Annotated in this window: 12 protein-coding genes and 1 pseudogene; 1 reads left to right on the plus strand and 12 read right to left on the minus strand. The window is 48.9% G+C overall.

Features of this window, described 5'->3' with window-relative positions; translation table 11 throughout:
- Positions 1-51 precede the first annotated feature (51 nt).
- From topA to sucC, 4 genes are all read right to left on the minus strand, one after another.
- Positions 52-2,145, minus strand: a complete 2,094-nt coding sequence (gene topA / locus BBG47_RS12060; RefSeq protein ID WP_028531204.1) for a type I DNA topoisomerase — start codon at positions 2,143-2,145, stop codon at positions 52-54.
- Positions 2,146-2,177: 32 nt separating this feature from the next.
- Complete coding sequence (gene dprA, locus BBG47_RS12065; RefSeq protein WP_065291911.1) at positions 2,178-3,293, minus strand: DNA-processing protein DprA; 1,116 nt, start codon at positions 3,291-3,293, stop codon at positions 2,178-2,180.
- 183 nt (positions 3,294-3,476) lie between these two features.
- A complete protein-coding gene (gene sucD, locus BBG47_RS12070) occupies positions 3,477-4,418 on the minus strand; it encodes a succinate--CoA ligase subunit alpha (protein WP_044358057.1) in 942 nt (313 codons plus the stop codon).
- 25 nt (positions 4,419-4,443) lie between these two features.
- On the minus strand, positions 4,444-5,604 hold the full coding sequence (gene sucC, locus BBG47_RS12075; protein WP_065291900.1) for an ADP-forming succinate--CoA ligase subunit beta: 1,161 nt from the start codon (positions 5,602-5,604) through the stop codon (positions 4,444-4,446).
- Between the two features lie 550 nt (positions 5,605-6,154).
- Between sucC and BBG47_RS12080 the strand changes: the two genes are divergently transcribed.
- Positions 6,155-7,702 carry a YifB family Mg chelatase-like AAA ATPase gene (locus BBG47_RS12080; protein ID WP_065291901.1) on the plus strand — a complete coding sequence of 516 codons (1,548 nt, stop codon included), beginning with the start codon at positions 6,155-6,157 and terminating at the stop codon, positions 7,700-7,702.
- Positions 7,703-7,711: 9 nt separating this feature from the next.
- On the opposite strand, the gene BBG47_RS12085 is transcribed toward BBG47_RS12080, so the two are convergent.
- The 8 genes and pseudogenes from BBG47_RS12085 to BBG47_RS12120 all read right to left on the minus strand — a co-directional run.
- Positions 7,712-8,080 carry a YraN family protein gene (locus BBG47_RS12085; RefSeq protein ID WP_065291902.1) on the minus strand — a complete coding sequence of 123 codons (369 nt, stop codon included), beginning with the start codon at positions 8,078-8,080 and terminating at the stop codon, positions 7,712-7,714.
- A 100-nt stretch (positions 8,081-8,180) separates the two neighbouring features.
- Positions 8,181-8,612 carry an EscU/YscU/HrcU family type III secretion system export apparatus switch protein gene (locus BBG47_RS31395; RefSeq protein WP_083189244.1) on the minus strand — a complete coding sequence of 144 codons (432 nt, stop codon included), beginning with the start codon at positions 8,610-8,612 and terminating at the stop codon, positions 8,181-8,183.
- Complete coding sequence (locus BBG47_RS12095; RefSeq protein ID WP_254659807.1) at positions 8,609-10,627, minus strand: DNA ligase; 2,019 nt, start codon at positions 10,625-10,627, stop codon at positions 8,609-8,611. Before BBG47_RS12095 ends, BBG47_RS31395 begins: the two co-directional genes overlap by 4 nt.
- A 139-nt stretch (positions 10,628-10,766) precedes the next feature.
- On the minus strand, positions 10,767-11,426 hold the full coding sequence (locus tag BBG47_RS12100) for a ribonuclease HII (RefSeq protein WP_065291904.1): 660 nt from the start codon (positions 11,424-11,426) through the stop codon (positions 10,767-10,769).
- Between the two features lie 144 nt (positions 11,427-11,570).
- Positions 11,571-12,449: a ribosome biogenesis GTPase YlqF gene (gene ylqF / locus BBG47_RS12105; RefSeq protein WP_065291905.1), complete on the minus strand. Its 879-nt coding sequence runs from the start codon at positions 12,447-12,449 to the stop codon at positions 11,571-11,573.
- A 32-nt stretch (positions 12,450-12,481) separates the two neighbouring features.
- Positions 12,482-13,108 carry a signal peptidase I gene (gene lepB / locus BBG47_RS12110; RefSeq protein WP_065291906.1) on the minus strand — a complete coding sequence of 209 codons (627 nt, stop codon included), beginning with the start codon at positions 13,106-13,108 and terminating at the stop codon, positions 12,482-12,484.
- A gap of 121 nt (positions 13,109-13,229) precedes the next feature.
- Entirely contained in the window at positions 13,230-13,571 is a 342-nt protein-coding gene (gene rplS, locus BBG47_RS12115) for a 50S ribosomal protein L19 (protein WP_005551919.1), read from the minus strand.
- A gap of 140 nt (positions 13,572-13,711) precedes the next feature.
- Positions 13,712-14,594: pseudogene (locus BBG47_RS12120) on the minus strand (hypothetical protein); the annotation flags it as partial.

Raw genomic sequence — 14,594 nt, forward strand, 5'->3', positions numbered from 1 at the left:
CTGACATCCCACAGCATGGTCACGTTCATTTATGTGTATGCCAGCAGCTCCTTATTCATCATCTGAATCTTCTTGCACCTGCTCATTATGATCACAGCTTGTGCAGATTAGCTTCGTTCCTTGCTTGCTCCGTTTCTCAATCATCAAGCTTCCGCACGAAGGACAAGGCTTAGCAGAAGGGCGATCCCACATCACATTATCGCATTCTGGGTAGCGGTCGCATCCATAGAAGACACGTCCCTTCTTACTGCGGCGCTCAACGAGCTTGCCTTCGTGGCACTTCGGACAAGTAACACCGGTATCTTTTACAATCGGGCGTGTATTGCGGCAATCCGGGAAGCCTGAGCATGCCAGGAATTTACCGAACCGACCCATCTTGTATACAAAATGACGTCCGCATTTCTCACAAATCTCATCGGACACTTCATCCTCGATTTCGATTTCCTTCATTTCCTCTTCCGCTACAAGCAGTCGTTTCTCGAAGGATTCATAGAAATCCGCAAGTACCTTGACCCAATCCTGCTGCCCTTCACCGACATGGTCTAAATCCTCTTCCATGTGAGCGGTAAATTCGACATCCAAAATTTCTGGGAAGAACTCTTCCATGAGTTGAATGATCAGCTCGCCCAATTCTGTTGGGACAAACTTCTTCTCTTCAATCGCTACATATCCGCGCTTCTGAATTGTTTCCAGTGTTGGCGCGTATGTACTCGGCCGTCCGATTCCAAGCTCCTCTAGCGTCTTGACCAGTCGAGCTTCTGTATAACGCGGTGGCGGCTGTGTAAAATGCTGCTTCGGCTCAATCTGTTCGGTCTGCATGCTGTCTCCAACAGTGAGCGGTGGCAGAAACTTGTCATCCTCAACCGTGCCATCGTCGTTGCCCTCCACATACACCTTCATAAAGCCAGGGAAGCGGATTTTAGATCCGTTCGCACGGAACATCGTTTCTCCAACCTTAATATCTACGGTCATCGTATCCATAATGGCAGATGTCATCTGGCTTGCCACGAACCGTTCCCATACCAGCTTGTATAGGCGGAACTGATCCCGACTCAAGAAGGACTTCATCTCGTCAGGAGTTCGCATTATGGATGTAGGTCTGATCGCTTCATGCGCATCCTGCGCATTCGCATTTTTCTTCACATATTGACGCGGAGTCTCAGGCATATACTCATCGCCGTAATGACCCTTAATGAACTCTCCCGCTTCTTCCTGTGCTGTCTGGGAAATACGCGTAGAGTCCGTACGCATATACGTAATGAGACCTACCGTTCCCTCTTTGCCAAGGTCGACCCCTTCATATAATTGCTGTGCAACAGACATCGTCTTCGCCGCACGGAAATTCAATTTGCGGGCAGCCTCCTGCTGTAAGGAGCTTGTCGTAAACGGAGGCGAAGGATGACGTAGGCGCTCTCTCTCTTTCACTTCGCTGACGACAAATGAATTGCCCTTAATTGCTTGAAGAATTTCATTTACTTCAGCTTCGCTCGTAAGCTCTCTCTTCTCCCCATTGATACTGTAGAACTTCGCATCGAATGAAGACTTGCCCATGTTCAAGCGTGCTGTAATCGTCCAATACTCTTCCGGAATGAACGCGCTGATTTCATTTTCCCGGTCGATGATCAGTTTGACGGACACGGACTGTACGCGTCCGGCCGACAATCCTTTCTTCACCTTCTTCCACAAAAGCGGACTTATCTTATAACCGACCAAACGGTCAAGGATACGTCTCGCTTGCTGTGCATGAACGAGGTCCATATTGATTTGACGCGGGGTTTTGAACGCATCCTTCACCGCTTGCTTCGTAATTTCATTAAATACGACTCGGCAAGCTTCTGACTGATCCAATTCGAGAGCGTGTGCTAAATGCCAAGCAATCGCTTCTCCTTCACGATCGGGGTCAGCTGCGAGATACACTTTTTTTACTTTTTTCCGAGCATCCTTCAATTCTTTCAGGACGCTGCCTTTACCGCGAATCGTTATATACTTGGGTGCAAAATTGTCCTCGATCTCAACGCCAATTTGACTCTTCGGCAAATCGCGAACATGCCCCATTGATGCTTTCACTATATACTTGCTTCCTAAATACTTTCCAATTGTCTTGGCCTTCGCAGGTGACTCGACAATTACTAGTGAATCCGCCACAGGCGCATCCTCCTCTCCAGCATACTGCACTATCATTCCGAGCTATATACGGCCCCCGGGCCTTCTCGGATTCGTTTTTTTAATTGTAAGGATAACAAAACTTCATGGAGTTGCGCAAATGTCGAACTGCTGCGCTGCATTAAGTCATCGATTGTACTGTCTTGATCACAAATGAGCTTATAAATGCGCTTCTCTTCATCAGTTAGGGGTTGTTCCCCAATAGCGTCGACCGTTTCATTATTGTACGGCGAAGGGATTGTTGTCAACCAACCTTTGAATTCTTCCACAATATCACTAGCCGAACGAACTAATTTAGCCGAGCCTTCGTACAGCAATTTCAACGTCCCTGCCGACTTCGGAGATGTAATCGGACCAGGAACGGCAAATACTTCGCGATTCGACTCTAACGCCATGTCCGCCGTAATTAAGGCGCCACTGCGCAAATTGGCCTCTACAACAACTGTTCCCAGGGACAACCCCGCAATAATTCGATTCCGAAGTGGGAACATTCCCGGGTGCGTCTTCATGCCGAGCGGATACTCGGTAATGACAATTCCGTTCTCTACAATTCTTCCTGCCAAGCTTCGATTCTCGGGTGGATACACTCGGTCAAATGACGTCCCCATGACTGCAACCGTTCTGCCATACTTGAGAGCGCCTTCATGACTGGATGCATCTATCCCTCTCGCTAGCCCGCTAACCACATGCAGCCCTATATGTCCTAGCTGCTCCCCTAGTGTAGCTGCGACCTTCTTGCCATATGACGTAGGCGTTCGTGTACCTACGATACTAACGGAAGCTTCCCCGAGGCATTTCCAATCTCCTCTACCATATAACACCCAAGGATATTGAGGGATTTCCTTCAATAATAATGGGTAATGTTCATCAAGCGCCGTTATCCATTCAATGCCGCTGCGCTTCGTGAACTCAAGTCGCTGCTCGAGACGGTCGGAACGAAACTGTGCAGCTAGCTTGGCAGCCACATTCGGCTTCAATCCAGAATCCTGCCACTGTGAGGAAGGTCGATCCAACCAGCATGGCAGCCCCAATAGCCCTATTCTATCCATTAAATCACGAATAGTGTGCCATCCAATTCCTTCTGCTTCATGTAGTGCAAATAAAATTTGACGTTCAGTCCATCTGCTCATCGCATTCTTTCCCTTCATTAGAAAGCGCGAATCCGCTTCCCTTATTTTGCTTGAGATATTAACAGATTGCAAGTGTCAACCCATTGTTTTTGAAATTCATAGAACTTTAATTTGCTAACAAAATAAAAAAAAGCAACCTTTATACACGTTTCCGTGCAATAAAGGTTGCTTACCTTTTGAATATTAGGAATTCACAACATGCGTCGTGCAGGACTCAAGAATCCCACGCTCTTCAAGTACAGCAACAAGCGTGCTGCCCATTTCCGAAGGAGTAGGCGCAACTCTTACACCACAAGCCTCCAGCGTAGCAATCTTCTCAGCAGCAGTTCCCTTGCCTCCTGAAATAATGGCGCCTGCGTGACCCATACGTTTGCCTGCAGGTGCTGTCGCTCCGCCTATGAAACCTACTACCGGCTTCTTCATGTTATCACGAATCCACTCTGCTGCTTCTTCTTCAGCTGTACCACCGATCTCACCGATCATGATAACAGCATGTGTATCTGGATCTTCATTGAACAGGTGCAAGATATCAATGAATTCAGAGCCTTTAACCGGGTCACCGCCAATGCCAACTGCAGTAGATTGGCCGATGCCGCGCGTTGTTAATTGATGAACAGCCTCATATGTGAGTGTTCCACTTCGGGATACGACGCCTACATGACCTGGTGCATGAATATATCCCGGCATAATACCGATCTTGCATTGTCCTGGTGTGATGACACCTGGGCAGTTCGGACCGATAAGACGTGTGCGCTTGCCTTCCATGTAGCGCTTAACCTTGACCATATCCAATACAGGAATACCCTCTGTAATACAGATAACCAGATCTAGATCGGCATCTACTGCTTCCATAATCGCATCTGCTGCAAATGCTGGCGGCACATAAATAACACTCGCTGTTGCGTCTGTTGCATTCTTAGCTTCCACTACCGTATTGTAAACAGGAAGTGTAACCACTTCACCGTTATCAAGCGTAATGTCAACCGTAGTTCCGCCTTTGCCAGGGACAGCGCCTGCCACCATCTGTGAGCCATACTCAAGCCCGCCCTTTGTATGGAACATGCCTGTAGCACCCGTCATATTTTGTGTAATAATCTTGGTATGTTTATCAATTAAGATACTCATTGACTCTCATCCTCTCGTCCGTGAATTATTGAACCAAAGCGACAATTTTCTGCGCACCGTCTGCCATCGAATCGGCTGCAACAATGTTCAATCCGGATTCATTCAGAATGCGCTTGCCGATCTCCACGTTCGTACCTTCCAGACGGACGACGAGCGGCCGATCAAGACCAATTTGCTTCGCAGCTTCGACAACACCGTTTGCAATGACATCACAACGCATAATACCGCCGAAGATATTTACAAATATGCCTTTTACATTTTCATCTGACAAAATGATCTTGAATGCTTCTGTTACTTTCTCCGTTGTAGCGCCGCCCCCTACATCTAGGAAGTTAGCCGGCTCTCCACCGTAATATTTAATGATATCCATCGTGGACATCGCAAGACCTGCACCGTTAACCATACAGCCGATGTTGCCGTCGAGGGCGATATAGCTCAAATCGAACTTGGAAGCTTCGATTTCCTTCTCGTCTTCTTCATCCAAATCGCGCAGCGCTTGAATGTCCTTATGGCGATACAGTGCATTGGAGTCAAAGTTCAGCTTCGCATCCAAAGCCATTACTTCACCTTCACCTGTTATAACCAGTGGGTTGATTTCTGCAATCGAGCAATCCTTCTCAACGAATGCTTGGTACAGGGCAACCATAAATTTAACAGCCTTGCTGACCAGCTCAGCAGGAATATTGATTGCATATGCGAGCTTGCGCGCTTGGAAGACTTGCAGACCGACCGCAGGATCGATAACTTCCTTCACGATCTTCTCCGGTGTTGCTGCAGCAACCTCTTCAATTTCCGTGCCGCCTTCTTCAGACGCCATCATCACGACGCGACCTGTACCACGATCAACAACTACACCAATGTAATATTCCTTCTTAATGTCGCAGCCCTGTTCAATCAACAGACGCTTTACTTCCTTGCCTTCCGGACCTGTTTGATGCGTCACGAGCACTTTGCCAAGCAATTCCGTCGCATATGTACGCACGTCATCTAAGCTCTTCGCTATCTTCACTCCGCCCGCTTTACCACGGCCGCCTGCATGAATTTGCGCCTTGACGACAACAATGGGAGTGCCCAATTCTTCAGCTGCCTGGACGGCTTCATCCACCGTAAAAGCAACCTTCCCTTCTGGAACAGCAACGCCATATTGCTTCAATACACTTTTGCCTTGATACTCATGAATATTCATCGTGCATCCCCCTATCCGATCGTTAGCCTCATGGGCTTATTCCGATTCGAAGCCGAGGTTGTAGGGCAGAAGCATAATGAGTTAGCTCCTGTTACTACACCTCGCGGCGCGTCCGTGAAATTGGGGAACCGCTTCCGCCGCTTCGCCACCGCTACTCACAATAACGGAAAATATATACAATCCGAACACATTGTATCATGATTTTAAAACGCTTTCCTCTCATTTTCGTCAAGAACGTACATTTTTTTGATATTGATATCATCTCATTTTGAGATTAATAGGGAACAACTCTTCGATATCGCCGCCAAAATTGACGTAAGTACTGCCTACAGCTATAATAATTATTACCTGCACCTAATCTGCTTGCAAGAAGCCTATTCCAATATATTAGGTAGATTAAGGGGATTAGTAGATTGAGGAGATTGCAATTACGAATTTTTTGATAAATGCTATCGTAGACGCTATAGTTATATAACGAGTGTAGATAAGGAAGCACCTTTCCCTCGTATTCCAGTTTTCGGCTGAGAATAACGATTGAGAGGTGTTTTTTGTGTACGGAAATTTATGGGGTGCTTCTGTGTACGGCGTAGAAGGAAGACTCATTCATGTGGAAATTGATATTTCGCCCGGTCTGCCTCAGGTGACGATTGTTGGCCTCCCCGATGCCGCCATTCGCGAATCCATTGAACGAGTGCGAGCCGCTGTTCGGAACTGCGGCTGGAAGTTCCCACTAGAGCGGATCACGATTAATTTGGCACCTGCTGATCTGCGCAAGGAAGGGACATCATTCGACATCGCCATGGCGATAGGACTGTTATGTACGAGCGGACAGATTCCAAACCAGCCATTTGAGGAGATGCTCCTCATTGGAGAGCTGGCACTCGATGGTTCTACCCGTGCGGTTCCAGGCGTGCTGTCTCTTGTTGACGAAGCGCGCCGAAGAAAGTTCACCCGTGTTATGGTTCCTGCAGACAATGTTGCTGAAGCATTGCTAGTAGAAGGAATCCAAGTATTCCCGCTCCGCCATCTAAGTGAGCTGCGGGATATCCACAATGTAGATGATATGCCGATTGCTTCACGAGAAGCGAGAAATAGTGATAGTAGTGAAATGAAAAAGGAAGAAACAGTAGCAAGGAATTTAGAGGATTACACTGACGTAAACGGTCAACTGCATGTCAAACGTGCGTTAATCGTTGCAGCAGCAGGGATGCATAATGTACTGCTGAGCGGCCCTCCGGGCACCGGCAAGACAATGCTTATCAAGAGACTTCCTACAATCTTACCGCCTATGAATGAAGCTGAAGCTCTCGAGGTATCCAAGATCTATAGTGTATCGGGGAAATGGAGCCACTATGGTACAGGTCTTATGATGACGCGCCCCTTCCGCTCCCCCCATCATTCCATCACTGCTGCTGGACTTATTGGTGGAGGTGCGATCCCGAAACCAGGTGAAATCAGCTTGGCTCACCGCGGTGTCCTCTTTTTGGATGAGCTGCCCGAGTTCCCGCGCCAAGTGCTTGAAGTGCTCCGCCAACCACTTGAAGAACGAAGCGTTACCATCGGTAGAGCACGCGCCGTCTTCCGTTTCCCTGCTCACGTCATGCTGGCCGCCTCCATGAATCCATGTCCTTGTGGATATGCCGGTTCCCGTACAGAAGAATGTCGTTGTTCACATGGACGACTTGAGCAATATCGAAGCAAGCTGTCAGGCCCCCTGCTCGATCGGATTGATGTTCAGGTTGAAGTACCTCGTTCCCCTATTTCCGATTGGTCCAGCAACAATCTAAGCTCCGAGGAAATGCGCAAACAGGTCATGCGAGCACAACGGGTACAAGCTAAGCGCTATGAAGGACTGAATATCCAATTCAACAGCGAGCTCTCAGGCTCTTATTTGAAGACATATTGCTGCTTGTCGGACAGCGCGAAGAATATGCTGCAGCAGGCTTATGATCAGCTAGGCATGAGTGCACGAGCACATGATCGCCTCTTGAAGCTATCCCGAACGATCGCGGATATCGAAGGAAGTGAAGTTATCGAGGTTGCACACGTAGCGGAAGCGATCCAGTACCGTACATTGGACAAGCGGAATCATGCCTGAATGAACGGATTAGAATGCTCCCTGAAATAGTTCAATGTCGGGTGGAGTTCCAAGATCAGTCGAGTAGGTAATCGCAACTGCATCGAAGCGTATAGGAACCTCATCTAAGCGATGTCGATGCATATATGCCGTTGCCACTGCTCGCACCTTGCGCTGCTTGCGCCAATCGATTGCCTCTGCCGCACCGCCATAACGCAATCCCGCGGTGCGGCTTCTAACCTCGACAAACACCCACACATCGCCATCGTTCGCAACAATGTCAATCTCACCTAACTTACAACGCCAATTCACATCAATAATGCGGTAGCCTCTACGTTCTAAATAAACAATCGCAAGCTGCTCTGCCTCTGTTCCCCGCGCACGACGATTAAGCTTCATCGGCACACTCCTCTTCCGGCTACCTGACATATGAGGTGGAGTACCCGCATCAGCTGATGACATCTGTTGATTGTTCCTATGTGATGCCTTCCCATGATGATTACGTTCCACGATTGATCCACCCCTTATCCGCTCGCTGATCCGCTTTATATACAAAGGAGAGCACCTCTGCAACCAATTGATAAAGGGCTGGTGGGATTTGCTGATCGATATCTAGTTTAGACAATACTTCAACTAAGGAAGCGTCCTCTTGAATAGGGACTCCGCTCTCCTTCGCCTTTTCGAGAATGCGATCAGCTATTTGACCATGTCCCTTAGCTACAACAACTGGGGCTTCCCCTTGTTCGGGATTATAAGTAAGTGCAACTGCCTTTTTGCGTGGTGTGGCGCCACCTGCCTTCGCAGAAGCATGCGTCTGCTCTCTTACACCGTGACGTGCCTCTTGCTGATTCCAATAACTCGTTCCCGAGTTAGGTGGTGGCTGTACAGGCTCAACGGAAGCTGGTTGAGGGATAGACGGTTTGTTATTCATATCTTCATGTCCACCCCCTTGTAAGGCTTCGCGGCATAATCGTCCATGCTGATTTCTGGAGATGGCACTGACGCCGCATCAGAACGCTTCTCAGGAAGCGGTAGTGTTCGGAAAGCGGACAGCTGGTAACCGATTTGCTCCAGCGCTTCTTCCGCTTCATCACGCAACCCATCCATCCATTCACCGAGCTGTTCATCAGCATGATGGATATGCAACGCAACCGCATTATCTACAACTTGAACATCTACGAGCGTACGCCCGAGCACCTTCATATTCAAATCGAACCAGAGTCGGCAATTGCCCGCATCAAGCTCTCCTCGCTTGCTCTGACGGGATTGAATGTGAACGGCCGCAGTTTGCTTGCCTTCCGGCGTTACAAGCGGGACAAACAATGTAATATGGGAGAATGGAGCTTGGCGATCAGACGCGAGCAGCAGCTGTTGGCCGGTGACATGCTGTACAAGCTGTTGGGCTGCCTCACGGAGTGCATGCGGGACTCCATCAGCTTGCAGCAATTGAAGGAGGGCACTCTTCAGCGACTCTCCAACTGCCGCTCCCTGCTGTGTTGCACTGGCTGTCAGGTGGTTCATATCCAGCTGTGCCATCCCTGATACAACTGGTGCCACTGCCGTCCCTGCCTTCGCTGCTGCCCCGTTAGACATTACTTCTTGAGAAGGAGAAGGTGCACTACGCCCCGTTCCTCCATTCATAACAGATGCTTTGTCTGCTGCTGCATCATCCGCAGCTAATGCTGAAGCATGCACAGTTGCCGCTGCAGACTGTGCGGGAGTCCCGAATTGCGGTGCTGTGTTTCCGCTGCCGCTTCCCATTAGTCCACTACTTCCTGATGCGCTTGAGTTGCCTGATGCTGCAGCAGTGCTACCACCGCCGCCAACAGCAGGCTGTCCATTTTCACCCACTGTCTGCTGCGGCTGCTGAGACGTCAGCTCCATGACTGCAGCTCGATGAGCCTGCTGTTCATGCGACACGCCGAGCAATTGAAGGACTTTACCAATCCATGCACCACTCTGAACCATCGGTTGAGGAGAAGATGATGTTCCAGAAGCTCCAGCAGTCCCTGAAGCACCGTTTCCGCCAAAATTGCCGTTCTGAAGGGAGATAGATCGTACTTGTTCTCCATTTTGGACACCTCTGCCCACAGCTGATGTCGAATCCATACTCGTGCCGCTAGTACTCAGTGTCTCAGGCATAGGAGAGGCAGAAGACTGACCACTAGGAGCACTTGTGGCGCCACCATTCGCACTTGCAGCCGCCCCCGCTCCTCCGTTAGCCTGCTGACCTGATGTTTGCAGTCCCTCTGCAAGCAGTGCACGTATGAGTGTTTGTGCCTCACGCAGCGGTTGTGTCCACAGTGTACCTGCATTGCCAGTATTGGCCCCGCTGCTGCCAAGCGAGCCGCTGCCCAAGACCAGAGACTCATCCCCAGCGCGCATAAATCCTGCAAGCATATCCGTCAGCGGCTTGCCGAACAGTGCTTGCCGCAGACCACTTAATGTATCTGCTGTGAGCGGCAATTGCCGACGAAGCGCAAGACCTGCTGCTTGCATCCATTCCGACGCTGCCACTCCAGGAGGTTTCGAGGCCATCGCTTGGCTTAGCTTGGCTGCAAGCTCCTTCGTTAGCGGCAAACCAGCCCGCTGTAAATCTTGCAGTAAGCGGCGTGCCCATGCTTCATCCGGCAATCCGGATTGCTTAAGCGCTTCTTCCATTGATGGCAATGTGCCGACAGAAGGGCCCTCTGTCTGCTTCAATATAACCAATCCATCCGACTGCTGTCCCTGTACCTGCATCCACGTCGTTTGCCCTGGCTGCATCGGCGCATCCAGCACTGCACGTACAGGAACACCATTTACTGATACGACGGCCTCGCGCCCGTTTTCAGACAGTTCCGTTACAGTCGCACGAACGACCTGACCCGTTTTTAGTTCCAATGAACGCTGCTCGCCGGGTCTCGCCTCCCCAGCCAAACTTCGTACCAATTGTGATATATTCATGTCCATCCCACGTCCTCTGCAAATAGCTATCTTATATATCGGCATAGAGCAGACGAATAATGAGTATTTATCCGCACCTATCGTTCACTAGAACAGAAAACAGAATAATAGATAATTACTTACCGTTTATCAGATGGTGCTAGAACAGCGTCAACTGCTCCTCTTCAGGAAATAAGGAGGACAAGAAGCTCTTGCGATGCATCGGCGTTGGCCCATGAAGGAGCAGCTGTTCCCGATGCAGCTTCGTTCCATACCCTTTATGAACGGCTATGCCATACTCTGGATATCGGTCATTCCATTCGCCAATGCATAGACGGTCACGCGTTACCTTAGCGACGATCGAAGCAGCTGCGATCGATTGACTATTGGCATCACCTTTAATAATCGCCTCTTGTGCATATGGCAAATCTATCTTCTCCGCATCGACCAACAGCACTTCAGGCTGAGTCACCAACCCTTCAACTGCTTCTTTCATAGCACGACGAGCCGCCTGCTTAATATTAATCTGATCTATAGTAGCGGCATCTACATGTGCAACTGACCATGCTATCGCTTCTGCTATAATAATGTCATACAGCTCATTCCGCTTCTTCTCCGACAGCTTCTTCGAATCATTGATCCCATCAATAATAAGACCTTGCGGCAATATGACAGCTGCTGCAACAACATCACCAAATAGACAGCCGCGGCCGACCTCATCAATACCTGCGATATGCTGAACGCTGCGTTCCCAATATTCTCGTTCCCAAATTAATAAGTCAACGGGCTCTGCTGTTGCCTCCTGCTTCTTTCTCCCCATGCGAACATGATCCTCCCCAACCTGTCTTTACTTCACTGCCATATCTAGTAACGGCTGTACCTAAAGAAATAGCGCCGTACACCACTCCGGCGTTAACGGCGCTATCCTCATACTCCAAACATCCTACCTATATCTACCGAACAGCTATTTCACCATAAATGAATAAGGCTCTTCGAACGTAAGACGCCCCAACTTGCCAGAGCGCAGCTCTCGCAAAATAATGCCAGATGCCTTCTCTAAGTCGACTCTTCCGCCACCCATTAAGCACCCGCGCTTGCGTCCAATGTCCTCCATCAAACGCACAACTTCATCTGGATTGTCCACATCTATGACTTCGTCCGTCATGCCGAACCGCTCAGACAGTCGATCCCAGTAATGGGATGCAACATATTTCAGCGCGTAAAACGCGATATCTTCCATATTCAATATTTCTTCGCGAATTGCTCCGGTTGTCGCCAATCGGTAACCTACTTCCTGATCCTCGAACTTAGGCCACAAAATCCCTGGTGTATCGAGCAGTTCCATTTCGGAGCCTACACGAATCCATTGCTGACCCTTAGTGACGCCAGGACGATCGCCAGTTGCAGCTACCGATCTACCAGCCAGCTTGTTGATGAGTGTAGACTTCCCTACGTTTGGAATTCCAACAATCAATGCACGTACTGGACGCGGCTTCATTCCCTTTGCAATTTGTTTCTGGAACTTCTCTTCGAGCAACTTGCGCGCTGCCTCAGGAATCTGCGATACATTGCTTCCTGTTGACGCATCGACAGCAATTACAGCGTGACCTTCATTGCGGAAATATTTCATCCACTTCGCCGTTACGTCTGGATCTGCAAGATCGCATTTGTTCAGAATAATTAGGCGCGGCTTATTGCTGAGTATATCGTTAATCATTGGATTGCGGCTCGACACAGGCAGGCGCGCGTCCAACAGTTCGATCGCTACATCTATCAGTTTTAACTTCTCCTGGATCTGACGTCGCGCTCGCGTCATATGACCCGGAAACCATTGGATTGACATCGCTATCCACCTCCTTGGCAGCCGTAACTCAACTAATGATGTTGAATCAACTTAACATGCGAGATTGGCCAGAAGATGACGTCTGCGCGTCCAATGACATCTCTCAACGGAATAAATCCGAGCATGCGGCTATCGGTACTGTTGCTCCGATGGTCACCCATGACGAAGATATGTCCTTCTGGAACTTTGTTCGGCTGAGTCGAATCACTTGGGAAATTACGGTCATTATATAACATATCATTTTTATGAGCTTGATCTATTGCTTCTTGTATGTACGTCTCTTCTACCTTCTTGCCGTTAACGTACAAATCATCACCGCGATATTCGATCGTATCACCGGCAACACCAATTACACGCTTAATTAAATCGCGGTTCTCTTGTGGAACGTGAAATACAACAACTTCTCCTGTCTTAGGCTGTCTGAACTCATACAAGATCTTATTCACGATGAGCCTCTCACCCGTCCAGAAGTTAGGTTCCATCGAAGGACCATCAACTATAAACGGAGCGAACAGCAACCATCTTACGACAACGACAAGGACAACAGCTATCGCAATCGCTTTAATCCATTCCAACAATTCGTTTTTCTTCGGGCTGGCCGGCTTTTCAGCCGTTTCTTCCGGCGTATTCGGTTCCATCAATTGGTCGTTTTGATCCATTCGCTGTGCCCCGCTTTCTCCTAGGATGCGTATTTGAAGTTCACGTCATGCGCATTGCGCACTCCAATCCATACAAATAGCAAAAGGGAGCTTGCAGTCAAGCAAGCCCCCCGGTTGTTCCTTAACGGATTTCTTTGATTCTCGCTGCTTTACCGCGAAGATTGCGAAGATAGTACAGCTTCGCACGACGCACTTTACCACGGCGAGCCACTTCGATTTTATCGATTTTCGGAGTATGAAGCGGGAACGTACGCTCAACACCTACACCGTAGGAAATTTTACGAACAGTAAACGTTTCACTGATTCCGCCACCACGACGCTTAATAACAACACCTTCAAACAACTGGATACGCTCGCGAGATCCCTCGATAACTTTAACATAAACCTTCAAAGTATCGCCGGGACGAAAGCTTGGAATATCCTTGCGAAGCTGTTCTTGCGTAATCGCTTGTACGATATTCATCTAGGACTCCCTCCTTCCACACAGGTGTTCTTGCATCTCAGCATGCCTAGTGCATTCGCCTCATCGTATGCAGAGGACCACCGTATTCCAAACAACGAAATTAATTGTAGCATATGAACGAATAGAACACAAGCGCCTTTTCAAGGCATGGCTTCTTTCCAATAATCATAGGCATGCACCGCATAACCGGTATAAGAATGGTGATCTGCAAGCATCTCTGGAAGCTTGTCCAATTGCTTCAGCATCTCTTCAGCACCCTTCTCATAAAAAGAAACATGCGCACCTTCAAAACTCTCCTTCATTTCCACTGCAACTACGAGACGTTTACCTAACCGATCCGCCATCTGCATCTCCTGCTTCACCACAGCAACAATTCCATTGCTGCCCCCAGCCATATTACGGAACGCCATCAATGTCACATGATCCATACGCCCTATCATCCATTCACTAACCGACAGTTCCGACTTCCCCGGAATAAAGGTTCGATCCAGCCACACTGCGAGATCGACACTCGTCTCAAGCTGAGAATCAGACTTGGTCGATTCGACAAAAAACGCCATATTGTCTACCCACTGTACAATGACCTCGTCCTTATCACTGCGCCATTGCGGAAGTACATAAGGCTCTACATCCAAATGAATGCCATAGAAGCGCTCTTCAGGCCCGGCAGCGCGATTGTAGCGTTTGACATAATCAACGAGCTTCGATATCCGCTGCCGATTCTCTGTTAACGCCCATCCAGGGTGTCCACCCATAGCATGCATCTCGATTCCAGCATCATGCGCCTTCTTCACAAATTCACGGTACGCTTCAAACGGTCGCTGAAGATCCAAGCGAACATACAAAAAGTTGATTCCCTTTTCCTTCGCAAATGCAATGATGTCATCAGGCTGATTTATCGCTAACTCTGCTTGCCATACATAGGTTCCAATGATGGTTCCTGTACGATCAATTGGTGGCGGCATCGGGACTGTAATCTCCCCTGGATCAGGATTCGGATCTGGTTTTGGATCTGGTTTTGGA

This window comes from Paenibacillus sp. KS1 (genome assembly GCF_001680695.1).
GTDB lineage: Bacteria > Bacillota > Bacilli > Paenibacillales > Paenibacillaceae > Paenibacillus_B > Paenibacillus_B suaedae.

What these genes read in the sequence shown, in the direction of transcription:
- dprA (WP_065291911.1), bottom strand. Translation starts at nt 3,293, where the DNA reads ATGAGCAGATGGACTGAACGTCAAATTTTATTTGCACTACATGAAGCA.
- sucD (WP_044358057.1), bottom strand. Translation starts at nt 4,418, where the DNA reads ATGAGTATCTTAATTGATAAACATACCAAGATTATTACACAAAATATG.
- sucC (WP_065291900.1), bottom strand. Translation starts at nt 5,604, where the DNA reads ATGAATATTCATGAGTATCAAGGCAAAAGTGTATTGAAGCAATATGGC.
- BBG47_RS12085 (WP_065291902.1), bottom strand. Translation starts at nt 8,080, where the DNA reads ATGAAGCTTAATCGTCGTGCGCGGGGAACAGAGGCAGAGCAGCTTGCG.
- BBG47_RS31395 (WP_083189244.1), bottom strand. Translation starts at nt 8,612, where the DNA reads ATGAATAACAAACCGTCTATCCCTCAACCAGCTTCCGTTGAGCCTGTA.
- BBG47_RS12095 (WP_254659807.1), bottom strand. Translation starts at nt 10,627, where the DNA reads ATGAATATATCACAATTGGTACGAAGTTTGGCTGGGGAGGCGAGACCC.
- BBG47_RS12100 (WP_065291904.1), bottom strand. Translation starts at nt 11,426, where the DNA reads ATGGGGAGAAAGAAGCAGGAGGCAACAGCAGAGCCCGTTGACTTATTA.
- ylqF (WP_065291905.1), bottom strand. Translation starts at nt 12,449, where the DNA reads ATGTCAATCCAATGGTTTCCGGGTCATATGACGCGAGCGCGACGTCAG.
- lepB (WP_065291906.1), bottom strand. Translation starts at nt 13,108, where the DNA reads ATGGATCAAAACGACCAATTGATGGAACCGAATACGCCGGAAGAAACG.
- rplS (WP_005551919.1), bottom strand. Translation starts at nt 13,571, where the DNA reads ATGAATATCGTACAAGCGATTACGCAAGAACAGCTTCGCAAGGATATT.